General features: G+C 72.3%; 20 protein-coding genes and 2 pseudogenes. 11 read left to right on the top strand and 11 right to left on the bottom strand.

Features of this window, described 5'->3' with window-relative positions; genetic code table 11:
- Nucleotides 1–8 precede the first annotated feature (8 nt).
- Nucleotides 9–590 carry a helix-turn-helix domain-containing protein gene (locus AC068B_RS20305; RefSeq protein WP_478673288.1) on the bottom strand — a complete coding sequence of 194 codons (582 nt, stop codon included), beginning with the start codon at nt 588–590 and terminating at the stop codon, nt 9–11.
- 218 nt (nt 591–808) lie between these two features.
- Here AC068B_RS20305 and AC068B_RS20300 point away from each other — a divergent pair, with 218 nt between their 5' ends.
- A complete protein-coding gene (locus tag AC068B_RS20300; protein ID WP_478673287.1) occupies nt 809–1,831 on the top strand; it encodes an NAD(P)/FAD-dependent oxidoreductase in 1,023 nt (340 codons plus the stop codon).
- Here AC068B_RS20300 and AC068B_RS20295 read toward each other — a convergent pair.
- Together AC068B_RS20295 and AC068B_RS20290 are read right to left on the bottom strand one after the other, a co-directional pair.
- Nucleotides 1,828–2,352: a GNAT family N-acetyltransferase gene (locus AC068B_RS20295; protein WP_478672995.1), complete on the bottom strand. Its 525-nt coding sequence runs from the start codon at nt 2,350–2,352 to the stop codon at nt 1,828–1,830. The two genes, AC068B_RS20300 and AC068B_RS20295, sit on opposite strands and share 4 nt — an antisense overlap.
- 37 nt (nt 2,353–2,389) lie before the next feature.
- Complete coding sequence (locus tag AC068B_RS20290; RefSeq protein ID WP_478672994.1) at nt 2,390–3,334, bottom strand: GlxA family transcriptional regulator; 945 nt, start codon at nt 3,332–3,334, stop codon at nt 2,390–2,392.
- Between the two features lie 103 nt (nt 3,335–3,437).
- Here AC068B_RS20290 and AC068B_RS20285 point away from each other — a divergent pair, with 103 nt between their 5' ends.
- From AC068B_RS20285 to AC068B_RS20270, 4 genes are all read left to right on the top strand, one after another.
- On the top strand, nt 3,438–4,031 hold the full coding sequence (locus tag AC068B_RS20285) for an MBL fold metallo-hydrolase (protein WP_478672993.1): 594 nt from the start codon (nt 3,438–3,440) through the stop codon (nt 4,029–4,031).
- A 186-nt stretch (nt 4,032–4,217) separates the two neighbouring features.
- Nucleotides 4,218–5,684 carry an aldehyde dehydrogenase family protein gene (locus AC068B_RS20280; RefSeq protein ID WP_478672992.1) on the top strand — a complete coding sequence of 489 codons (1,467 nt, stop codon included), beginning with the start codon at nt 4,218–4,220 and terminating at the stop codon, nt 5,682–5,684.
- Between the two features lie 49 nt (nt 5,685–5,733).
- Complete coding sequence (locus AC068B_RS20275) at nt 5,734–7,302, top strand: GMC family oxidoreductase (RefSeq protein WP_478672990.1); 1,569 nt, start codon at nt 5,734–5,736, stop codon at nt 7,300–7,302.
- Nucleotides 7,299–8,774 carry an APC family permease gene (locus AC068B_RS20270; RefSeq protein ID WP_478672989.1) on the top strand — a complete coding sequence of 492 codons (1,476 nt, stop codon included), beginning with the start codon at nt 7,299–7,301 and terminating at the stop codon, nt 8,772–8,774. The genes AC068B_RS20275 and AC068B_RS20270 overlap by 4 nt, the downstream gene beginning before the upstream one ends.
- Before the next feature lie 24 nt (nt 8,775–8,798).
- Here the strand turns inward: AC068B_RS20270 and AC068B_RS20265 are convergent, their stop codons facing one another.
- A complete protein-coding gene (locus tag AC068B_RS20265; protein ID WP_478672988.1) occupies nt 8,799–9,563 on the bottom strand; it encodes an NAD(P)-binding domain-containing protein in 765 nt (254 codons plus the stop codon).
- 60 nt (nt 9,564–9,623) lie between these two features.
- Here AC068B_RS20265 and AC068B_RS20260 point away from each other — a divergent pair, with 60 nt between their 5' ends.
- Nucleotides 9,624–10,637, top strand: a complete 1,014-nt coding sequence (locus AC068B_RS20260; RefSeq protein WP_478672986.1) for an SDR family oxidoreductase — start codon at nt 9,624–9,626, stop codon at nt 10,635–10,637.
- Here the strand turns inward: AC068B_RS20260 and AC068B_RS20255 are convergent.
- The 4 genes and pseudogenes from AC068B_RS20255 to AC068B_RS20240 all read right to left on the bottom strand — a co-directional run.
- Entirely contained in the window at nt 10,564–11,397 is an 834-nt protein-coding gene (locus AC068B_RS20255) for an enoyl-CoA hydratase/isomerase family protein (RefSeq protein WP_478672985.1), read from the bottom strand. The genes AC068B_RS20260 and AC068B_RS20255 overlap by 74 nt on opposite strands.
- A 68-nt stretch (nt 11,398–11,465) precedes the next feature.
- Nucleotides 11,466–12,227, bottom strand: a complete 762-nt coding sequence (locus AC068B_RS20250) for a PIG-L deacetylase family protein (RefSeq protein ID WP_468561312.1) — start codon at nt 12,225–12,227, stop codon at nt 11,466–11,468.
- Nucleotides 12,228–12,302: 75 nt separating this feature from the next.
- Nucleotides 12,303–13,604: an alpha/beta fold hydrolase gene (locus AC068B_RS20245; protein WP_478672984.1), complete on the bottom strand. Its 1,302-nt coding sequence runs from the start codon at nt 13,602–13,604 to the stop codon at nt 12,303–12,305.
- A 90-nt stretch (nt 13,605–13,694) separates the two neighbouring features.
- Nucleotides 13,695–13,835 (bottom strand): annotated as a pseudogene (locus AC068B_RS20240) (LacI family transcriptional regulator); the annotation flags it as partial.
- 1 nt (nt 13,836) lies between these two features.
- Between AC068B_RS20240 and AC068B_RS20235 the strand changes: the two are divergent.
- The 5 genes and pseudogenes from AC068B_RS20235 to AC068B_RS20215 form a co-directional block, all read left to right on the top strand.
- A pseudogene (locus tag AC068B_RS20235) lies at nt 13,837–14,505 on the top strand (FGGY-family carbohydrate kinase); the annotation flags it as partial.
- 67 nt (nt 14,506–14,572) lie between these two features.
- A complete protein-coding gene (locus AC068B_RS20230) occupies nt 14,573–15,334 on the top strand; it encodes a (Fe-S)-binding protein (protein ID WP_478672983.1) in 762 nt (253 codons plus the stop codon).
- Nucleotides 15,331–16,827, top strand: a complete 1,497-nt coding sequence (locus AC068B_RS20225; RefSeq protein WP_478672982.1) for a LutB/LldF family L-lactate oxidation iron-sulfur protein — start codon at nt 15,331–15,333, stop codon at nt 16,825–16,827. Before AC068B_RS20230 ends, AC068B_RS20225 begins: the two co-directional genes overlap by 4 nt.
- Nucleotides 16,824–17,471, top strand: coding sequence for a LutC/YkgG family protein (locus AC068B_RS20220; protein ID WP_478672980.1), 648 nt, complete (start codon nt 16,824–16,826; stop codon nt 17,469–17,471). Before AC068B_RS20225 ends, AC068B_RS20220 begins: the two co-directional genes overlap by 4 nt.
- A 22-nt stretch (nt 17,472–17,493) precedes the next feature.
- Nucleotides 17,494–18,657 (top strand): ABC transporter ATP-binding protein, encoded by a 1,164-nt coding sequence (locus AC068B_RS20215; protein ID WP_478672979.1) that lies wholly within the window; start codon nt 17,494–17,496, stop codon nt 18,655–18,657.
- A gap of 43 nt (nt 18,658–18,700) precedes the next feature.
- Here AC068B_RS20215 and AC068B_RS20210 read toward each other — a convergent pair whose 3' ends face one another.
- Genes AC068B_RS20210 through AC068B_RS20200 form a run of 3 tightly spaced genes read right to left on the bottom strand, consistent with a single transcriptional unit; the run spans nt 18,701 to nt 21,002 of the window.
- Nucleotides 18,701–19,639, bottom strand: coding sequence for an ABC transporter substrate-binding protein (locus AC068B_RS20210; RefSeq protein WP_478672978.1), 939 nt, complete (start codon nt 19,637–19,639; stop codon nt 18,701–18,703).
- The gene (locus tag AC068B_RS20205; RefSeq protein ID WP_478672976.1) at nt 19,636–20,316 is read right to left on the bottom strand and encodes an ABC transporter permease; all 681 of its coding nucleotides are present in this window, start codon (nt 20,314–20,316) and stop codon (nt 19,636–19,638) included. The genes AC068B_RS20210 and AC068B_RS20205 overlap by 4 nt, the downstream gene beginning before the upstream one ends.
- Nucleotides 20,313–21,002, bottom strand: a complete 690-nt coding sequence (locus tag AC068B_RS20200; protein ID WP_356253453.1) for an ABC transporter permease — start codon at nt 21,000–21,002, stop codon at nt 20,313–20,315. The genes AC068B_RS20205 and AC068B_RS20200 overlap by 4 nt, the downstream gene beginning before the upstream one ends.
- Nucleotides 21,003–21,025: the final 23 nt, after the last annotated feature.

Below are 21,025 nucleotides of genomic sequence, written 5' to 3'. Positions count from 1 at the left end.
GGGAGCCGTCAGTCCCCGTCACCCTTGCGAGTCGGCCGCGCCCGCACATGCATGCGCTCCCCCTGTGGCCCGAAGAGGCTGATGAACTCCGCGCCGCCCTCACTCGTGGCCCCGAACCAGTGCGGAACCCGGGTGTCGAACTCCGCGGCCTCCCCCGGGCCGAGCACCACGTCGTGGTCGCCGAGGATCAGGCGCAGCCTGCCGGAGAGCACGTACAGCCACTCGTACCCCTCGTGCGTCTGCGGGTCGGGGGCGGGCGACGTGCGGGCGGGCTCGACGACCTTGTACGCCTGGAGGCCGCCGGGCTGGCGGGTGAGCGGCAGCATGGTGCGCCCGTGCCGGACGATGGGCTTGGCACGGACCCGCGGATCACCCACCGGTGGCGCGCCGACCAGCTCGTCCAGGGGAACCTGGTGGGCGCGGGCGATCGGCAGGAGCAGTTCCAGGCTGGGCTTGCGGTGCCCGGACTCCAGGCGGGACAGGGTGCTGACCGAGATGCCGGTCGCCGCGGAGAGGCCCGCCAGGGTGGCGCCGCGCTCCTTGCGGATGCGGCGCAGCCGGGGCCCGACCTCGGTGAGGACCTGATCCATCTCCTCCGGCTCCGCGCCGCCGCCTGCGCCACCTTCTCTTCCGGCCGTCTCTTCTCTCATTCCTCCATCATGCCAGTTGTTGCGGTATCGGCAAAGGAGCTTGTCGATACCGCATCGTCGGGGGCATGGTGCGAGTGGAGGTGATCCCCATGAACGGGAGCGCGGACGAGAGGCGGAATGTGATGGGCAACGGAATGAGCAACGGGACGGGCAGCGGCATGGGCAACGGAACGGCGTACGACGTGGTGGTCGTCGGCGGAGGCACGGCGGGGCTGAGCGCGGGGCTCGTGCTCGGCCGCTCACGCCGACGGGTCCTCGTCGTCGACGCGGGCGAGCCGCGCAACGCGCCCGCCGCACACATGCAGGGCTACCTGTCGCGGGACGGCATGCCGCCCGCCGAGTTCCTCGCCGAGGGACGGCGGGAGCTGGAGCGGTACGGCGTGGAGGTCGTACGTGACCGCGTGTCGGCCGTGACGCCGGACGCTGCCGGGGAGTTCGGGGTCGCGCTGGCGGACGGCGGGGAGGTGCACGCGCGCCGGATCGTCATGGCGACGGGCCTCGTGGACGAGCTGCCCGCCGTGCCGGGCCTCGCCGAGCGCTGGGGCCGTGACGTGCTGCACTGCCCGTACTGCCACGGCTGGGAGGTCCGGGACGAGTCCTTCGGCGTGCTCGCGGGCGAGCCCTTCAACAGTCACCAGGCGCTGCTCGTCACCCAGTGGTCGAAGGACGTGACCCTGTTCCTGCACACCGTGCGGGACCTGCCGGACGCGGAGTGGGAGCGCCTCGCGGCCGCCGGGGTCCAGGTCGTGGAGGGTGAGGTCGCGGGTCTGTCGGTCGAGGACGACCGGCTGACGGGCGTACGTCTCGCCGACGGCCGGGTCTTCCCCCGCTCGGTGCTGTTCGTCGCCGCGAAGCCGGTGCCTCGCGGCGGTCTTCTGACCGGGCTCGGCGCCGAGTTCAGGGACACCCCTTTCGGGGCGTACCCGAAGGTCGACGAGGCGGGCCGCACCAGCGTCCCGGGCGTGTGGGCCGTGGGCAACGCGGCGAGCCCCATGGAGCAGGTGATCAACGCGGCGAGCGCGGGCTACCGGGCCGGTTCGACGATCAACGCCGAGCTCGTCATGGCGGACATCGAGGCGGAGGTGGCCCGGCGCCGGGCCGGGGTCTTCACACCCCGGGCGGAGGCGGAGGCGGCACGCGTGGCAGCGGGCTCCCGCACCCACGAACTCGTTACGGACTAAAACCTGTCCGTGTCCAGCAGGATCCACTGGTCGTCCGGCGCGTCCACGGCCACGGAAGCGGAGACCGGGCGCGACTCCTCGCGCCAGTCGGAACCCACGGCCGCCGTGGCGACGCCGCGCCAGAACCGGGCCGCACCCGCATTGGCGGGCTGGAACGCGATCGCCCAGGCACCGGGCCGGGAGCGCAGCAACTGGAGGGCGGCAGCACGGCCGACACCGCGTCTGCGCAGCGCCCGTACGACGAAGAAGGCGGAGATCGAGGTCGCGCCCTCGGCCATCGGGCGGGTCAGCACGAAGCCGACGGGCGCCGAGCCGTACTCGATCAGCAGTGCCGACCGCCCCGGCTCGTCGAAGAACAGCGGCAGCTTGCCGAACCCGAACGTCCCGTCGGCCGCCGGGAGGTGACCGAGGAACTCCGACATGTCGTGCCGGTAGAGCTGGGCCAATCGCTCGATCACGGGCCGGAGTTCGGCATCGGCGGGGCGGAGAAGGGTTCGTGCGGGTTCCTCTGCGCTGATCATCCGGGGATTCTCGCACCGCACCCGAACTGCTTACCCGTCAGGGCGCGTTCGTGAAGGAGCGGCGGTACGAGCGCGGCGGCACCCCGCGGCGGCGCACGAACTGTTCGCGCAGGACGGCGGCGCTGCCATAGCCGACGCGGCGGGCGATCTCCTCGACCGGCAGGTCCGTGGTCTCCAGGAGTTCCTCCGCGCCGCTCAGCCGCAGGCTCCGCAGCCAGGCGTGCGGCGTGGTGCCGGTCGCGGCGGTGAAGCGGCGGGCGAAGGAGCGTTTGCTCATCATGGCGCGCCGGGCCAGTTCCGCGACGGGCAGCGGCTCGTGGAGGTTCTCGCGGGCCCAGGCGAGCACGTCGGACAGCCGGTCGTCGTGACAGTCCTCGGGCACGGGCGCGGCCAGGTACTGCGCCTGCCCGCCGTCGCGGTGCGAGGGCAGCACGACGTCCCGGGCGACGGCGTTGGCCATCGCGGCGCCGTGCTCCCGCCGCAGCAGGTGCAGGCAGAGGTCGAAGCCCGCCGCGGCGCCCGCGCCCGTGATGACGCGCCCTTCGTCGATGTAGAGGGCGTCGGGCTCGACGGTGACGTCCGGGTGGCGGTCGGCGAGCAGTCCGGCGAACCGCCAGTGGGTGGTGGCCCGCCTGCCGTCGAGCAGTCCGGCGGCGGCGAGCGCGAAGGCGCCCACGCAGTGGGCCGCGACGAGGGCGCCGCGCTCGTGCGCCGCCGACAGCGCGTCCAGCACGGCGGGGGCGGGCGGCGTGCGGAAGTCGGTCCAGGGCAGGGCGATCACCAGGTCGGCGCGGGCCAGCCGGTCCAGGCCGTGGGTGAGGGTGAGCGGCACGCCGACGTCGGTGGGGACCGGCCCCGGCCGGTCGGTGCACAGGGCGAAGTCGAAGCCGGGCACCGCATCGCCATGCGGCCCGAAGACCTCGGTGACGATGCCGACGGCGAGCATGCCGACCCCGGGCGGGGTGTAGGCGGCGACTGTCATGAAGGGAGGCACGCGCGCAGTGTGGCACGGGTGGCAGCAATCCTGCGATCAGTGGCACACGTGCCACTCGTGGGTGGTCCGCCCGCCCGGAAGGATTACGGCCATGACGAACGCACCGCTCGGCCGCAGCGCCGCATACACGATCCTGACCACCGGTTACGTCGGCTCCACCGGCCCCGGAGTCGCCGCCACCGTCTCCTACGTCGCCGACGGTGACCGGCACGTGGTCTTCGACCCGGGCATGGTGGCGAGCCGCGACCGCATCCTCGCGCCGCTCGCGGAGTTGGGGCTCGGCCCCGACGACATCACCGATGTGGTGCTCAGCCACCACCACCCGGACAACACCATGAACGTGGGCCTGTTCGGGCAGGCCACGGTGCACGACCACAAGGTGGAGTACCGCGGCAACCAGTGGCGGAACCGGGACGCGGAGGGGTACGGACTCACCCCGTCGCTGCGGCTGATCCGGACACCGGGCCACAGCACGGAGGACATCACCCTGCTCGCGGGCACGGACTCGGGCGTCGTCGCCTTCGCCGGTGACCTGTGGTGGCACGCGAACGGCCCCGCGGACGACCCGGTGGCCCCCGACCGCGCGGTGCTGCGCGACTCCCGGCTCCGGGTGATAGCAGCAGCAGACCTGATCGTCCCTGGCCACGGCGCCCCCTTCAGGCCGGACGCGACCACGCCGCGCTGAAGCCCTGGCGGCCCGACCCGGCACCTCGGCCGCTCCCTAGCCCAACCAGGTCACATCTGCGCCCAACCCTCCCCCCGTCGGTGCGTCCCCATGACCGGTGCGCGCCGCTCGGACGATGTTGGTGCCGGTGTGCGTGCCGGTGGCGGTTTTGGCACCGGACAGGAAGTCGGAGCGAGGGAGCCCACGATGCCGGAACTGTTCGTCGACGGGCAGTGGACAGGGGCCGTCGAAGGTGCGCGGCGGGACGTGGTCAATCCGTTCGACGCGTCCGTCGTGCAGCAGGTCGACGACGCCTCTGCGGCGGACGTCGACCTCGCCGTGGGGGCCGCCCGGCGCGCCTTCGACCGCGGCGACTGGTCGGCGGCGCCCACCCGGGAGCGGGCCGACGTGCTGCTGAGGGTGGCGCGGTTCCTGCTGCGGGACCAGGAGGACATCGCCCACGTCGAATCACTCGACACGGGCAAGACGCTCGCCGAGGCGCGGATCGACGTCGAGGACGTCTCGAACGCGTTCCGCTACTTCGCCGAGATCGCCGACAAGGACGGCGGCCGGGTCGTGGACGTCGGCCCCGACGTGCTCAGCCGCGTCACCTACCACCCCATCGGGGTCTGCGCTCTCATCGCACCCTGGAACTACCCACTCCTCCAGGCATCCTGGAAGGTCGCCCCCGCCCTCGCCGCGGGCAACACCTTCGTGCTCAAGCCCAGTGAGGTCACACCGCTCTCCACCCTCCACATGATCCGGCTGATCGCCGAGGCGGGCGCTCCTGCCGGGGTCGCGAACCTGGTGCTCGGCCCGGGCAGCACCGTGGGCGCGGCGATGTCCTCGCACCCCGATGTGGACCTGGTCTCCTTCACCGGCGGTCTGGCCACCGGGCGGCGGATCATGGAGGCGTGCGCGCCGGGCGTGAAGAACCTCGCCCTGGAGCTCGGCGGCAAGAACCCCAACGTGGTGTTCGCCGACTGCGACTTCGAGGCGGCCGTCGACCACGCCCTGGAAGCATCGTTCCTGCACTCGGGGCAGGTCTGCTCGGCGGGTTCCCGGCTCCTCGTGGAGGACTCGCTGCACGACCGGTTCGTGGAGCGGCTCGCCGCCCGCGCCGGAGCCATCCGCCTGGGCAACGGCCTCGACCCGGAGACCGAGAGCGGCCCGCTGAGCTCGGCGGAGCACCGGGAGAAGGTCGAGGGCTATCTGGACGTCGCCCGGCAGGAGGGCGCCCGCCTGGTGTGCGGCGGCCGCCGGCCGGACGATCCCGAGCTGTCGCGCGGCTTCTTCCTGCTGCCGACGGTCTACGCGGACTGTGACCGCTCCATGCGGATCGTGCGGGAGGAGGTCTTCGGCCCGGTGGTCACGGTGGAGCGTTTCCGCTCCGAGGACGAGGCCGTGGAGCTGGCCAACGACACGCACTACGGCCTGGCGGGCGGCATCTGGACGAACGACGCGAGCCGCGCCCAGCGGGTCGCCGCCCGGCTGCGGCACGGCACGGTCTGGATCAACGACTTCCACCCCTATGTGCCGCAGGCGGAGTGGGGCGGCTTCGGCCTCTCCGGTTTCGGCAGGGAACTCGGGCCGACCGGGCTGCGCGAGTACCAGGAGGCCAAGCACATCTACCAGAACCTCAGGCCGGGCCCCTCCGGCTGGTTCAAGGGCTGAACGGACAGAGCTCGGCAGGGCGAGGCAGGGCGCGACGGAAGGCGGCGGCATGGCCGACGAGACGACGACTTACGACTACCTGATCATCGGCGGCGGTACGGCGGGGTCCGTACTGGCCGCCCGGCTGAGTGAGGATCCGGCGTGCCGGGTCTGTGTGGTGGAGGGCGGGCCCAGCGACGTCGGCGACGACCGGATCCTGAAGCTCCGCAACTGGATCAATCTGCTCGGCTCCGAGTTCGACTACGGCTACACCACCGAGGAGCAGCCGCGCGGCAACTCCCACATCCTGCACTCCCGGGCCCGTGTGCTCGGCGGCTGCTCCTCGCACAACACCCTGATCAGCTTCCTGCCGTTCCCGCAGGACCTCGACGAGTGGGTGGCGAGCGGCTGCGAGGGCTGGGGTCCCGAGACGATCCTGCCGTACCGGTCACGGCTGCAGAACACGATCGTTCCCGTCGGCGCCGCCGACCGCAACGCCATCGCCCAGGACTTCGTCACGGCGGCGACCACCCGGCTCGGCGTCCCGGTCGTCGAGGACTTCAACGCCCGCCCCTTCACCGACGGCGCCGGATTCTTCTCCCTCGCCTACGACCCGGCGACCAACAACCGCTCCTCCGCGTCGGTCGCGTATCTCCATCCCGTCATGGACCGCCCCAACCTGACGCTCCGTCTGGAGACCTGGGCGTACCGGCTGCTGCCCGACGACGAGGGCCGCTTCACCCGCGTACAGGTCCGCAACCCCGACGGCTCGGTGTCGACGCTGGAGGCCGAGGCGGAGGTCCTGCTGTGCGCCGGGGCCATCGACACGCCCCGGCTGCTGATGCTCTCCGGGATCGGGCCCGCCGACCAGCTGCGCGACCTCGGCATCGAGGTGCAGGCGGATCTGCCGGGAATCGGGGAGAACCTCCTCGACCACCCCGAGTCGGTGATGGTGTGGGAGACCAGCGGGCCGCTGCCGCCCAACTCGGCGATGGACTCCGACGCAGGTCTCTTCCTGCGCCGCGACGCGGCGGGCGGCCCGCGCCCCGACCTGATGTTCCACTTCTACCAAGTGCCGTTCACCGTCAACACCGAACGCCTCGGCTATCCCGTCCCCGAGCACGGGGTCTGCATGACCCCGAACGTGCCACGGGCGCGCTCCGTCGGCCGCATGTGGCTGCGCAGCGCCGACCCGTCCGTCAAACCGGCCCTGGACTTCCGCTACTTCACCGATCCGGAGGGCCACGACGAACGCACCATCGTCGACGGCCTGCGCATCGCCCGTGAGGTGGCCGCCACCGCCCCGCTCAGCGACTGGCTGCTGCGCGAGGTCGCCCCGGGTCCTGACGTGCAGTCGGACGCGGACCTCTCGGAGTACGGGCGCCGCGCCGCGCACACCGTCTACCACCCGGCGGGGACCTGCCGGATGGGCGCCGAGGACGATCCGATGGCCGTGGTCGATCCACAGTTGCGGCTGCGCGGGCACGACGGGCTGCGCATCGTGGACGCGTCCATCTTCCCGACCATGCCGACCATCAACCCGATGGTCACGGTGCTGCTCGCCGCCGAACGCGCCGCCGATCTCATCATGGCCCGGCCAGCCCCCGGGGCCGCGGATTCGCAAGGGGTAGACCAGTGACCACTCCCGGCACACCGGACAGCACCGCGGACGCGGTCCCCGGGGAAGAGAAGTCGGAGTTCCGCAAGGAGATGGGACCGTGGGCGAACTTCGCCCTCGGGTTCACCTATCTCTCCCCCGTGGTGAGCACGTACACCCTCTTCGGCACGGCCCTCGCCGACGGCGGACCCCCGATGATCTGGGCGTTCGTCATGGCGGGGTGCGGGCAGTTCCTCGTCGCGCTGGTCTTCGGCGAGGTCGTCGCGCAGTACCCGGTCGCGGGCGGCGTCTATCCGTGGGCGCGGCGCCTGTGGGGCAAGCGCTGGGCGTGGATGACCGGCTGGATCTACATGTGGGCGCTGCTCGTCACCATCACCAGCGTCGCGTACGGCGCGGGACCCTACATCGCGATCCTGCTCGGTTTCCGCCCCACCGTGCACACCACCGTGCTGTGCACGATCGCGCTGATCGTCATCTCCGTGCTCATCAACTACGCGGGCACGAAGGCACTTTCGATGGCGGCGCTGATCGGCTTCAGCGCGGAGCTGCTCGGCGCGCTGGTCGTCGGCATCATCCTGCTGACCACGCACCGCTTCCACGGCCTCGGCGTCCTCTTCGACGACTTCGGCGCGTCCGGTGACGGCTCCTATCTGCCCGTCTTCCTCGGCGCCGCGATCATCGGCTTCTACCAGTACTACGGGTTCGAGGCCTGCGGGGACGTCGCCGAAGAGGTCAAGCACCCCGGCAAGGTCATCCCCAAGGCGATGCGCCGCACCATCTACGTGGGCGGGGCGGCGGCGACGTTCACCTGTCTGACGCTGCTCCTCGCGGTCGTCGACTACCGGGACGTGATCTCGGGGAAGGACAGCGACCCGGTGGTCAGGGTCCTCTTCGACGCCCTCGGCGAGGCGGGCGCCCGGACGGTGATGGCCGTCGTGCTCATCTCCTTCCTGTCCTGCACGATCAGTCTGCAGGCCGCGGCCGGGCGGCTGATCTACTCCTACGCCCGCGACGAGATGATCATCGGTCACCGGCTGCTGCGGAAGTTCTCGTCGGCGCGCGCCGTCCCGCCGTACGCGCTGCTCATCTCGGCGGTCCTGCCCGCGCTGATCGCCGTCGGCTCGCTCATCTCGGAGGACGCCCTGACGAAGATCGTGTCCTTCGCGATCCTCGGCATCTACGCCGCGTTCCAGATGGTCGTCCTTGCCGCGCTGCGGGCCCGCCTCAAGGGGTGGAAGCCGAGCGGCGAGTACAAGCTCGGCCGTTGGGGGCTGCTGGTCAACCTCGGGGCGCTCGCGTACGGGATCTTCGCCATCGTCAACATCGCCTGGCCCCGCACGCCGGAAGCCCCCTGGTACGACAACTGGATCGTGCTGCTCAGCGGCGGCGTCGTGGTGGGCGTGGGCCTGGTGTACATGTTCACGACGCACCACTACGGACGAGGCGACGCGCCATCGGGGAACGCGGTGCCCGAGGAGGCGGACACCGCGTGACTCCGTGGACGGGCGGGCGAGCGGCTAGGTGAGGTCGGCCAGGAGCGCGTCGAGCGCCTTGGTGAGGGATGCGGCGTTGGGCGCGTCGAACCACGTGGTGCGGATGCGTTCATTGCTCCCGCCGGGTGTCTCGTGGTCGCCCGCGAGCTGTGCGGGCGACCGCGTCTCGTCGCCGAGCGCCCGCCCGACGGCCTGGAAGAGGCTGCGTACGTAACGGTCCGCGGCCTCGCCGGGGATGCCCTGCCGGGCGGCCCAATCGGTGAGCGTCGCCAGGTACGCGTAGTGGGCGCTCAGCGTCCCCGTCAGCGTGGAGAAGACGCCGAAGGCCGCCTCGTCCGCGACGGGGAGCGAGCCGCCGAGTCCGTCGAAGAAGGCGTCGACCACCGGGTGGGCCGGGTACGTCACGGTGACGCACCGGCGCTCGCGCACGGCGGGCAGCGGGATGGCACGCACCACGGGAGCGGTGGTGCCGAGCATGTCGCGCAGCTCGTCGATGCCGACACCGGCCATGACGCTGAGCACGACCTTGTCGCCGCCGACCCGCAGCCCGTCGAGGGCCTCGGCGCGGTCCTGGGGTCGGACGGCGAGGATCACCAACTCGGAGCGGTCCGCGACCTCCTGGTTGTCCGCGCACACCCCCACGTTCGGATGGCGCTCGGACAGCTCGGCGGCCGTGCGGGCTCCTCGTGGCGAGAGGTGGATCTCCGGTGGCTCCTGCGCGCCGTCGCACAAGCCGTCCACCATGGCCCGGCCGATCTCGCCCACGCCTATGATCCCGATGCGGTTCACCACTGTTGGCCCCTGTCGTGTCGATGGAGGTTTTGCCCCGCACGGAGTATCCATGCGCGCATGACGAACCACGACACGGAGGACGGGGCACTCCCCGGGCTGCCCGCGCCACCCCCGCTGGGCGCCACCGCACTGCCACCGGGCACGTACGACGGCACGGTCGTCCTCGTCACGGGTGGCGGCACAGGTCTCGGCAAGGCCGTCGCCGCCGAGTTCGCGCGGCTCGGCGCCGACCTGGTGATCGCGAGCCGCAAGGAGGACCGTCTCGGGGCGGCGCGGGACGAACTGGCCGCGCTGGGCGGGCGCGTGACCGCGGCGGTCTGCGACATCCGGGACGCCGAGCGCGTGGCCGAGGTGTTCGACGCGGCGCAGGAGGCGTACGGACTGCCCGGGGTCCTGGTGAACAACGCGGCTGCCAACTTCCCCGTGCCCGCCGAGGACATGTCCCCCAACGCCTGGCGCTCGGTCGTGGACATCACGCTGACCGGCACGTTCCTGATGACGCGCGAGTTCGGCCGCCGTCACCTGGCCGCGGGCACCCCCGGCTCGGTCATCGACATCGGCGCCTCGTACGCCTGGACGGGCGGCCCCGGCTTCGCGCACAGTGCGGCGGCCAAGGCGGGGGTGAAGAGCCTGGTGGAGACCCTCGCGGTGGAGTGGGGGCCGTACGGCATCCAGGTCAACGGTCTGGTGCCGGGGCTGATGCCGCACGACGACATGACGGCCGACATCCGCGGCAACCTGGACCCGGCCCGGGACAAGGACTCCCGCCAGCCCGCCCTCCGCGTGGGCCTGCCCCGCGAACTGGGCTGGGCCGCCACGTTCCTGGCCTCCCCGTACGCCCGCTTCATCACGGGGCACACGCTGGTCGTCGACGGCGCGAACTGGCAGCGTCGGGGGCTGGTGAGCCCGCCGGTGGTGACGCTGCGGGAGCAGATGGGGAGACCGGCGTTCGACGGCCGCTCCACCGCGGACAAGCAGCCCGCCTCCGACCGGCGCCCTACTTCCCCTCGAACACCGCCGCCCGGCCCGCCGCCTTCGCCCCGTACCCCTCCCGGGAGTCCTCCGAGGTGAGCGTGATCGCCGCGTTCATGGCGACGCCGTCGAGCGCCGTCGCCATCCCCGAGTCCGCGTACGCGTCGATGCCGCGCTTGATGCCCTGCACCGCAAGCGGCCCGTTCGCCGCGATCTCGGCCGCCAGGGCCCGGGACACCTTCCCCAACTCCGCCACCGGCACCACCTGTTGGAGGAGGCGGAGGCGCTCCGCCGTGGACGCGTCGATCCGGCGGCCGGTGAGTGCGAGCAGCTTGGCCCAGCCCGCACCGGCCTCGCGCGCGATGCGCAGATCGCCGCCCGCGTCCACGGCGACGCCGAGCTGCGCCTCGGGCAGCGCGAAGACCGCGTCGTCCGCCGCGATCCGCACGTCCGCCATGAGCGCCAGCTCGAAGCCGAAGCCCAGGCAGTACCCCTGGACGGCCGCGACGACCGGCTGCGGGAGCCGTGCGAAGGCGCTGAAGCGCTCGTGGGCCCAGCGCAGCCCCTCGTAGTAGCCGCTGGTGCGCTCGGCTCCGGAGCGGCCCGTGATCGCGCCGCCCGGCGCCGTGATGTCGATGCCCGCGCAGAACGCCCGGCCCTCGGCGCGCAGCAGCACCGCCCTGATGGAGTCGTCGAAGCGGATCCGGTCGGCGAACAGGCCCAGCTGCCGGGTGGCTTCCCAGCTCCATGCGTTGAGCTTGCGCGGGCGGCAGAGGGTGAGGATGCCGAGACCGTCCTCGACGTCGAGGCGCAGCCGCTCCTCGCCCTCCGGGATGTCCGTGCCGATGGTGTCGATCATCCGCGCCCCGCTCCCCTCTGCCCGCATTCCTGATGGGTCGTCAGGTCAAGCAGACTAGGGGCGCGGGCTCAACGACTGAAGACCTCGAACGCCACCGCGGGCTTCCCGCCGAAGCGCGACGCCAGCGATTGCGCGTTGCCCGTCAGGAACGTACGGCAGTACTTCTCGGGGTCTTCGTCCGTCAACGCCTCGATGTACGTGCGGTGTTCGAGGAGCGAGGCCACCGAGCGCTCCAGGCCCGCCGAGGCGTCCGCGGCATGGGTGGGCGTCGACGAACCGGCGACGGCGACCCACCGCACGCCGTTCCAGGGCTCCAGGCCCTGCTCCTCGATCAGCTCCGGGAAGATCCAGCGGTTGCCCGCGTCCGCCGCGGCGTCCAGCGTGGCACGGCCGACGGCCACGTGGTCCGGCGTGTTCCAGGCGACGCCGCCCCATGTGTCGCGGTGGTTGAGCGTGATGACCAGCTCGGGGCGGTGCCTGCGGATCGCGGCGGCGATGTCGCGGCGCAGCGCCGTGCCGTACTCGACGACGCCGTCCTTGTGGTCGAGGAACTCCACGGCCTCGACGCCGACGACGGCCGCGCTCGCGCGCTGCTCCCGCTCGCGCAGCGGCCCGCAGGTGGCGGGGTCGATCGTGTCTATGCCCGCCTCGCCCCGGGTGGCCAGGAGGTACGTGACCTCACGGCCGCCGTCCGTCCAGCCCGCGATGGCCGCCGCGCACCCGTACTCCAGGTCGTCCGGGTGGGCGACGACGGCGAGTGCGCGCCGCCAGTCCTCGGGCATGGGCGTGAGCTGGTCGGCGGGGGCGGCTGAACTCTGCTGCTCGGTCATGATTCTCAGCCTATCGCCGGGGTCCGACAATGAGTTGGCCCCGGCGGCGGGCTGCCGAAGCGGGCCGCGGAGCCCTCAGGCCTCGCCGCGTGCCAGCGCGAGCAGCCGGTCGAGCACCCGCGGGCCGCCCACGCGCAGCCCGTCGTGCTCGAACTCGTCGGTGACCCAGGTGCGCAGGCCCCGGATGGCGCGGGCGGTGCGCAGGGAGTGCTCCGTGTCGACGTACATGTCGTCGTGGTAGACCGCCGCGGCCACCGGCACCTCGTTCGCGGCGAGGCGCTCGGTGTCGTACAGGCGCGGCCAGTCGGTGCGCTCGGCGAGGAGGTCGGCGGTGTCGCGCAGGGGGCGCAGCGCGGGGTCGCTGTCGAACATCCAGCGCTGCACGGCCTCCCCGGTGAACAGCAGCGGCGCGTCGCCCGCCAGGGTCTTCTCGGCGTCGAACCGCGGGAACTCGGTGCGCATCCGCTCGGCCGACCAGGCGGTGGGCCGCTCGCCCTGGCCGTAGATCGCCTCGTGCAGGACGGCGAAGAGCGGGTTGCCCGCGTAGGAGAGGGCGGCCTGCACGTTCTCCTGGAAGGCGTCGGAGAGCGCGGGCCCTGCCGGTGTCCGCACGAAGGCGTCCTCCAGGAGGTAGTGCAGGCGGTGGCTGCCGTCACCCGTGCCGAGGAGTATCCCGAGGGACTGGAAGGCCTGGACGGTCAGCTTGTAGCCGCCGTTCAGGACGGGCTCGTGCTCGGCGAGGTGGGCGGCGATGCGGCGGGCCCGCTCGACGTCCTGCGGGTAGCGGGCGTAGTGCGCGGCGGTCTTGCGCTCCATGCGCGGGTAGGCCGCGCGGTACACGTCGTCGGCGTGGCCGTCGAGCGTGGGCAGGCCGCCGGTGATCAGCGCGGTGGCGAGCCCCTCGGGCGCCGCCGACAGGTAGTGCGTGGCGCAGAAGCCGCCGAAGCTCTGGCCGAGGACGGTCCAGGGGGCGCCGCCCGTCACCTCGGGGCGGATCGCCTCGCAGTCGCGGACGATCGAGTCGGCGCGGAAGTGGGCGAGGTAGTCGGCCTGTTCGCGGGGTCCGCCGCGCAGCGGGAGCGTCTGGCGGTTGGCGGGCGTGGAGCTTCCGGTGCCGCGCTGGTCGACGAGGAGGACCCGGAAGTCCTGGAGGGCGCGGTCGAGCCAGGACTCGGAGCCGTTGAAGCGGGTCGCCCCGAAGCCCGGGCCGCCCTGCAGATAGACCAGCCAGGGCCGGTCCGCGCCCCCTCGGGAGGCCGAGACCGCTTCTCGCGCGAAGACCTCGATCCGTTCCCCCGCCGGGTCGTCGTGGTCGAGCGGCACGCTGAAGCGGCGGTCGGCGAGGACGACTCCGGGCTGGCGGTACGAGAGGGTCACAGCGGCTCCTGGCGAGGTGGCGGGCGGGTGTCTTCGTGGACCCAGTCCAGCACACGCGTCGCGTCGGAGGGCTTCGGGGGCTGTCGCAGCTCAACGCGGGGGCAGGCTGGAGCGGCGCACCACCAGTTCGGGCACGAGCACCACGCGCCGGTGCTCGTGCGCCCCGGCGGGCCGCTCGTCCGTCTCCTCCAGGAGGAGCTCCGCCGCCATCGCGCCCGTGGTGACGGCGGGCGCCGGACTCGAACTGGACGCCCCCGTCCTGACGGAGGAGAGCAGGCGGGCCAACTTCACCAATGAGCTGGGCATCGACGGCACCGTCCGGTACCTGCGCAACATCATGGGCCTGTGGCTGCTGCAGGAGTGTCTGCGCGCCTGGCGCCGACCCGACCCGGCCGACCTGCTCGCCGCGGCCGCCGACGCCGAACCGCTGCGCTCCGTCGTGGACGCGGGCTCGCCCGAGTTCCTGGCGCCCGGCCGGATGCCGGACCGGATAGCCGAAGCCTGCCGCGACTCCGGGCAGCCCGTGCCGAGCACGCCCGCCGAGACGACGCGCTGTGTCCTTGACTCCCTGGCGCTCGCGCACCGCCGGGCCGTCGAGGACGCCCAGCGGCTTGCCGGACGCACGGTCGACGTGGTGCACCTGGTCGGCGGCGGTGCCCGCAACGCACTGCTGTGCCAACTGACCGCGGACGCCTGCGGGCTGCCGCTCCTGGCGGGCCCTGCGGAGGCCTCGGCGCTCGGCAACGTCCTGGTGCAGGCCCGCGCCCACGGCCTCCTCGCCTACCGGGCGGAGGCACGTGCGCTGGTGGCCCGCGCCCAGCCGCCGAGGCGGTACGAGCCGCGTGGTGGCGCCGCCCGGTGGCAGGCCGCCGAGGAGCGCCTCATACGACGTGACCGCTGATGATTCCCCCGCGGTCCGTGCCCGCGTACGCTGCATCCATCCGATGACCGAGTAGGAGGAACCCGCGATGCGTGTCGCCCTGTTCCTGACGTGTGTCAACGACACGCTGTATCCGGAGACGGGTCGGGCAGTGGTGAAACTGCTGACCAGGCTGGGAGTTGACGTCGACTTCCCGATGGCGCAGACCTGTTGCGGGCAGGCGCACTACAACACCGGTTACCGCCATCAGGCCGAGCCACTGGCGCGGCATTTCTCCGATGTATTCGGGTCGGACGCGTACGACGCGGTCGTGACGCCGTCGGGGTCGTGCGGGGCGATGGTGCGGGAGCTGTACCCGCGCATGGGTGAGCGGGCCCGTGCCGAGGGCCGCGGCGACGGCCTTGCGCGCACGCTCGCCCCGGTGGTCCCGAAGACGTACGAACTCACGGAGTTCCTGGTGGACGTCCTCGGTGTCACCGATGTGGGCGCGTACTACCCGCACAAGGTGACGTACCACCCGACCTGCCACGGTCTGCGTGCCCTGGGGCTCGCCGACCGGCCCACCCGGCTCCTCCGGGCGGTCAAGGGGCTGGAGCTCGTCGAGTTGCCGGGCGCCGAGGAGTGCTGCGGTTTCGGCGGCACCTTCGCCGTGAAGAACTCCGATGTCTCGGCGGCGATGGGCGCCGACAAGGTGCGCCACGCCGAGTCGACAGGGGCCGACGTGCTGTGCGCGGCGGACAACTCCTGTCTGATGCACATCGGCGGCACGATGACGCGGTTGCGCACGGCAGTGCGCCCCGTGCACATCGCGGAGATCCTGGCCAGTACGGAAGAGGAGCCCCTTTCATGAGCGGCGGGACCTTCGTCGGCATGCCCGCGTTCCCCACGGCGGCTCGGGAGGCGGTAGGCGACACGACCCTGCGGGCCAACCTGCGGCATGCCACCCGCACCATCCGCGACAAGCGTGCGCGGGCCGTCGCCGAGCTGTCCGACTGGGACGGGCTGCGCGAGGCGGGCAAGCGCATCAAGGACCACACACTGCGCCACCTCGACCGCTACCTCGTGCAGTTGGAGGAGTCCGTCGAGCGGGCGGGCGGCACCGTGCACTGGGCGGCCGACGCCGACGAGGCGAACCGCATCGTCGCGGAGCTGGTCAAGGCCACCGGCGAGTCGGAGGTCGTCAAGGTCAAGTCGATGGCCACACAGGAGATCGGCCTCAACGAAGCCCTTGAGGCGGAAGGCATCCGTGCCTACGAGACCGACCTCGCCGAGCTCATCGTGCAGCTCGGCCGGGACCGCCCCTCGCACATCCTGGTGCCCGCCATCCACCGCAACCGCGGCGAGATCCGTGACATCTTCCGCAAGGAGATGGCCGGTTGGGGCCGCCCGGCACCGGAGGGGCTGACCGACACTCCGGCCGAGCTCGCCGAGGCTGCGCGGCTGCACCTGCGGGAGAAGTTCCTGCGCGCCAAGGTCGGCATCTCCGGGGCGAACTTCATGGTGGCCGAGACCGGCACGCTGGTCGTCGTGGAGTCGGAGGGCAACGGCCGGATGTGCCTCACGCTCCCCGAGACGCTGATCTCCGTCGTCGGCATCGAGAAGATCGTGCCCGGCTGGCGCGACCTGGAGGTCTTCCTGCAGACGCTCCCCCGCTCCTCGACGGCCGAGCGCATGAACCCGTACACGTCGATGTGGACCGGCACGACCGACGAGGACGGCCCGAGCGACTTCCACCTCGTCCTGCTCGACAACGGCCGCACCGACACCCTCGCCGACGAGGTGGGCCGCCAGGCCCTGCGCTGCATCCGCTGCTCGGCGTGTCTCAATGTCTGCCCGGTGTACGAGCGGGCGGGCGGGCATGCGTACGGCTCGGTGTATCCGGGGCCGATCGGCGCGATCCTCAGCCCCCAGCTCCGCGGCACCGGCAGCGAGATCGACGCCTCCCTGCCGTACGCGTCCTCGCTCTGCGGGGCCTGCTACGAGGTGTGCCCGGTCGCCATCGACATCCCCGAGGTCCTGGTGCACCTGCGGGAGCGGGTCGTGCAGGGCGGCGAGGCGGTGCGGGACGGCAACAGGGTGACGCTGAAGCCCGCGAAGGGGCATGCGGCGGAGCGGGCGGCGATGCGCGCGGCGGGTCTGGCGTTCGCCCGTCCGGGTGCGCTCCGCGCGGGCCAGCGCCTGGCGTCGCGGACCCGGCGGCTTCATCCGCGCACGCTCCCCGGGCCCGGCAGGGCGTGGAGTACGACCAGGGATCTGCCGAAGGTGCCCGCGGAGTCGTTCCGCGACTGGTGGCAGCGCACACAAGGCGACAGCGGCGGTACGACGGAGGGGAGCGGCCGGTGAGCGGCAGGGACCGGATCCTGGGCCGGGTGCGGCGGGCGCTCGCCGACGTGCCCGCCGACGACCCCGCGTACGAGGCGGCGGTGGAGCGCGGGTACGCACGCGAGCACGGCGGGCGCACCGTGGAGGAGACCGTTGACCTGCTCGCGGAGAACCTCGCGGACTACCGCGCGATCGTGCACCGCTGCACGGAGGACGAGGTGTCGGACCTGCTGATGCGCCTGTACGCGGAGCGCGGTGCCGAGACCGTTCTCGTGCCGCCGGGGCTCCCGCCGCACTGGCTGGCGGCGGCCGACCCCGTGCGGATCCACGACCGGGCGGTGAGCACCGCGCACGAGCTCGACCGGGTCGACAGCGTCATCACGGGCTGCGCCCTGGCCATCGCCGAGACCGGCACGATCGTGCTCGACGGCTCCCCGGACCAGGGCCGCCGCCGCATCACCCTGGTGCCGGACCACCACGTCTGTGTCGTACGGGTACCCGACCAGGTGGTCGCTTCGGTGCCGTTGGCCCTCGAACGGCTCGACCCGGTGCGGCCGCTGACCTGGATCTCGGGACCGTCCGCGACCAGCGACATCGAGCTGGACCGGGTCGAGGGAGTGCACGGCCCGCGCACCCTGGAGGTGGTGCTGATGAGCGGTGAGTGACGGGCGCGGCTAGCGTGAGGGCATGATCCGGTTCGAGCAGGTGACCAAGCGCTATCCGGACGGCACGACGGCCGTGGACGACCTCTCCTTCGAGGTCGGCGAGGGCGAACTGGTCACGCTCGTCGGCCCCTCCGGCTGCGGCAAGACCACCACGATGATGATGGTGAACCGGCTCATCGAGCCGACGTCGGGTCGCATCTTCGTGAACGGGGAGAACATCGCCGACGTCGACCCGGTGCGCCTGCGCCGCCGGATCGGCTACGTCATCCAGCAGGTCGGCCTCTTCCCGCACCGCACGATCCTCGACAACACGGCGACCGTCCCTGCCCTGATCGGCTGGAAGAAGGCCAAGGCGCGGGCGCGGGCGGCGGAGCTGCTCGAGCTGGTGGGCCTCGACCCGAAGACGTACGGCGCGCGCTACCCCGAGCAGCTCTCGGGTGGTCAGCGCCAGCGCGTGGGCGTGGCCAGGGCGCTGGCCGCCGACCCGCCGGTGCTCCTGATGGACGAGCCGTTCGGCGCCGTGGACCCGGTGGTGCGCGAGCAGTTGCAGGACGAGTTCCTGCGGATGCAGGCCGCCGTCCGCAAGACGGTGCTCCTGGTCACGCACGACATCGAGGAGGCGGTCCGGCTCGGTGACCGCATCGCGGTGTACGGGCAGGGGCGCATCGAGCAGTTCGACACTCCGGGGGCGGTGCTCGGGGCGCCCGAGACGCCGTACGTCGCCGAGTTCGTGGGCGCCGACCGCGGACTGAAGCGGCTCTCCGTCACCGAGATCCAGACCGACGACCTGGAGGAGCCGCCGATCGCCCGGCTCGACGAGCCCGCCGCCCAGGCCGCGGCCCGGCTGCGCGAGGAGGAGGCGCGGTGGGCCGTCGTCCTTGACACGGACGGCGATCTGCACGGCTGGGTGGGCCTCGACGAGCTGTCGCTGGCCGGTTCCGGCGGCACGGTCGGCGACCTGGCGCACCGGATGAAGTCCTGGGTGCCGATCGGCGCCCCGCTCAAGCAGGCCTTCGGCGTGATGCTGCAGCACGACGCGGGGTGGGTCGCGGTGCTCGACGGGGCGCGTTTCCTCGGCGTCCTGACCCCGGCGAAGCTGCACGAGGCGCTGCGCCGCTCGGTGGACGCGGATGCGCAGGGCGTGGCGCGGGACCAGGTGGAGTTCGACTCGGTGGCCGACGCGTGAGCGCTCCGCCGGTCGGGCGGTTCCCCGTGGCCCTGACGGGGCTCTACAGCAGGCCCTTCTTCTCCAAGTAGGCCCGTGCCACGTCCTGCGGGAGGCGGCGCCAGCTGTCCACCTGTTCGTTCAGGGACGCCAGGTCCGCCGTCGTCAGGACGGGGCTGAGGCGGCCCAACGCGGCGGCGACGCCCTTGCTGCCCGCCCGGGAGCGGTTGACCACGGGCACGAGGTAGTCGGCGTTCTGCAGCTTCTTGTCGTCCTTGAGGAGCACCAGGCCGAAGTCGTCGAGGGTCGCGTCCGTCGACGTGGTGAGCACCATCTGGTCCTGGCCGCCCTGGACGGCCTTCTTGGCCTGGGTCGTGCCGACGCCCTTGGGGTCGACTCCGGTGATGTCGATGCCGTACACCTTCTTCAGCCCCGGGGCGCAGTAGGGGCGTTGCACGCATTCGTCGCCCGCGGCGAGCCGCACCTTCAGGCCCGATCTGCCGAGGTCGCTGAGGGTCTTGAGGTTGTGCTGCTCGGCGTAGGAGGCGGCGACGGCGAACGCGTTCTGGTCGACGGCCTTGCCGGGGTCGAGGACGGTGAGGCCGCGTGGGGTGGCGAGGCGGCGCAGGGCCTTCATGGTCGCGTCGAGGTCGGGCGAGCCGACGGGCCGCGCGTCGGCGCCGTTCTTCTTGGCGTTGAGCCAGTCCGCGAAGGTCGCCGCGTACTCGGGGACGACGTCGATCTGGCCGGACTCCAGAGCGGGCTCGTACAGCTCGCGGTTGGCGACGGACAGGATGCGCGTGCTGTAGCCCGCCTTGTTCAGGAGCAGCGTGTACATCTGGGCGAGCAGGTCCGACTCGGTGAAGCCCGCGGAGCCGACGACGAGGCTCTTGCTGTCGCCCGGCGGCGCGGTGACCTCGCCCTGGGTCTCCAGTGAGGGGCCGGTCGCGCAGCCGCTCACCAGGACGAGGGCGGCGGCCGCGAGCCCTGTGCGCCGCTTCATCCGGCACTCCCCCGCCCCCGCGCCCAGCCGGGCGCGCACCGTTCGGCCACCTCGAAGACGCCCTCGACGAGCAGCGCGAACACAGCGACGAGGACGGCACCGGCCACGACCTGCGGGGTGCTCGCCAGGTTGAAGCCCGCGGTGATGATCCGGCCGAGTCCGCCGCCGCCCGCGAGCGCGGCGATGGTGGCGGTGGCGACGAGCTGCACGGCGGCGATGCGGATGCCGCTGAGCACCAGCGGCAGCGCGAGCGGCAGTTCGACCCGCCACAGCATCTGCCGCCCGGTCATCCCCATGCCGCGCGCCGCCTGGACGATGCTGCGGTCGACGCCGCGCATGCCCACGTACGCGTTGGTGAGCAGCGGCGGGACGGCGAACAGCACGAGCGCGACGACGGTCGGCCCTTCGCCCCAGGTGCCGAGCGGGGTGAGGAGCAGCAGGACGAGGACCGCGAAGGTCGGCACGGCACGTCCGACGTTGGAGATGTTCACGGCGAGCGCGCCGCCCCTGCCGAGGTGGCCGAGGACGAGGGCGATCGGCAGGGCGATGAGGCAGCTGAGCAGCAGACAGACGACGGTGAGGACGAGGTGCTGGGTGAGCCGGTGCCAGATGCCGTCGTCACCGGCCCAGTGCGCCAAGTCGGTGAGCCACGCCCAGGCGTCGCCGAGTGTGTTCATGGGCGTACCGCCCTCGCCGCTCGTTCCCAGGGGGTGAGGATGCGTTGTACGCCGAGCAGCAGCAGGTCCGCCGCGATGGCGATGACGACGCACAGCACGGATGCGGTGAGCACCTGCGCCTTGAAGTAGGTGTTCATGCCGGTGTAGATGAGGTTGCCGAGCCCGCCGAAGCCGACGATCGCGCCGATGGTGACGAGGGAGACGGCGGAGACCGTGGCGATGCGCAGCCCGGCCATGGCCGCGGGCAGCGCGAGCGGCAGCTCCACCGTGAGCAGGAGGCGGATGGGGCCGTAACCCATGCCGCGGGCGGCCTGCCGGGTGTCTTCGGGGACGGCGCGCAGCCCGGCGAGGATGTTCCGCACGAGCAGGGTGAGTGAGTAGAGGACGAGGCCCGCGACGACGAGCGAGGCGGAGAGTCCGTACACCGGGAGCAGCAGCGAGAACATCGCGAGCGAGGGGATGGTGTACAGGACGGTGGTGAGCGCGAGGACCGGCCCCGCGGCCCATCCCCAGCGGCGGGCGAGCACGGCGAGCGGCACCGCGACGACGAGCGCGATCACGACGGAGAGCGACGTCAGCTGCAGGTGCTGGACGACCGCGTCGAGCAGGATCTGGCGGCGGGTGCTCAGATACTCACCGCAGATCCATTCGTTGCGCGCGAGGCAGTCGTCGGGGGGCGCGGTCACCCGTTCATTCAAGGCGGGAAGGC

This window comes from Streptomyces sp. NPDC042371, assembly GCF_056437465.1.
The sequence above is the reverse complement of the archived record's forward strand: the minus strand, read 5'-3'. Positions and strand labels throughout refer to the sequence as shown.

Coding starts and splice junctions, on each gene's coding strand:
- AC068B_RS20215 (WP_478672979.1), top strand. CDS start 17,494: ATGATCCGGTTCGAGCAGGTGACCAAGCGCTATCCGGACGGCACGACG.
- AC068B_RS20250 (WP_468561312.1), bottom strand. CDS start 12,227: ATGACCGAGCAGCAGAGTTCAGCCGCCCCCGCCGACCAGCTCACGCCC.
- AC068B_RS20305 (WP_478673288.1), bottom strand. CDS start 590: ATGGATCAGGTCCTCACCGAGGTCGGGCCCCGGCTGCGCCGCATCCGC.
- AC068B_RS20230 (WP_478672983.1), top strand. CDS start 14,573: ATGCGTGTCGCCCTGTTCCTGACGTGTGTCAACGACACGCTGTATCCG.
- AC068B_RS20260 (WP_478672986.1), top strand. CDS start 9,624: ATGACGAACCACGACACGGAGGACGGGGCACTCCCCGGGCTGCCCGCG.
- AC068B_RS20275 (WP_478672990.1), top strand. CDS start 5,734: ATGGCCGACGAGACGACGACTTACGACTACCTGATCATCGGCGGCGGT.
- AC068B_RS20225 (WP_478672982.1), top strand. CDS start 15,331: ATGAGCGGCGGGACCTTCGTCGGCATGCCCGCGTTCCCCACGGCGGCT.
- AC068B_RS20280 (WP_478672992.1), top strand. CDS start 4,218: ATGCCGGAACTGTTCGTCGACGGGCAGTGGACAGGGGCCGTCGAAGGT.
- AC068B_RS20295 (WP_478672995.1), bottom strand. CDS start 2,352: ATGATCAGCGCAGAGGAACCCGCACGAACCCTTCTCCGCCCCGCCGAT.
- AC068B_RS20300 (WP_478673287.1), top strand. CDS start 809: ATGGGCAACGGAACGGCGTACGACGTGGTGGTCGTCGGCGGAGGCACG.
- AC068B_RS20290 (WP_478672994.1), bottom strand. CDS start 3,334: ATGACAGTCGCCGCCTACACCCCGCCCGGGGTCGGCATGCTCGCCGTC.
- AC068B_RS20255 (WP_478672985.1), bottom strand. CDS start 11,397: ATGATCGACACCATCGGCACGGACATCCCGGAGGGCGAGGAGCGGCTG.
- AC068B_RS20285 (WP_478672993.1), top strand. CDS start 3,438: ATGACGAACGCACCGCTCGGCCGCAGCGCCGCATACACGATCCTGACC.
- AC068B_RS20205 (WP_478672976.1), bottom strand. CDS start 20,316: ATGAACACACTCGGCGACGCCTGGGCGTGGCTCACCGACTTGGCGCAC.
- AC068B_RS20210 (WP_478672978.1), bottom strand. CDS start 19,639: ATGAAGCGGCGCACAGGGCTCGCGGCCGCCGCCCTCGTCCTGGTGAGC.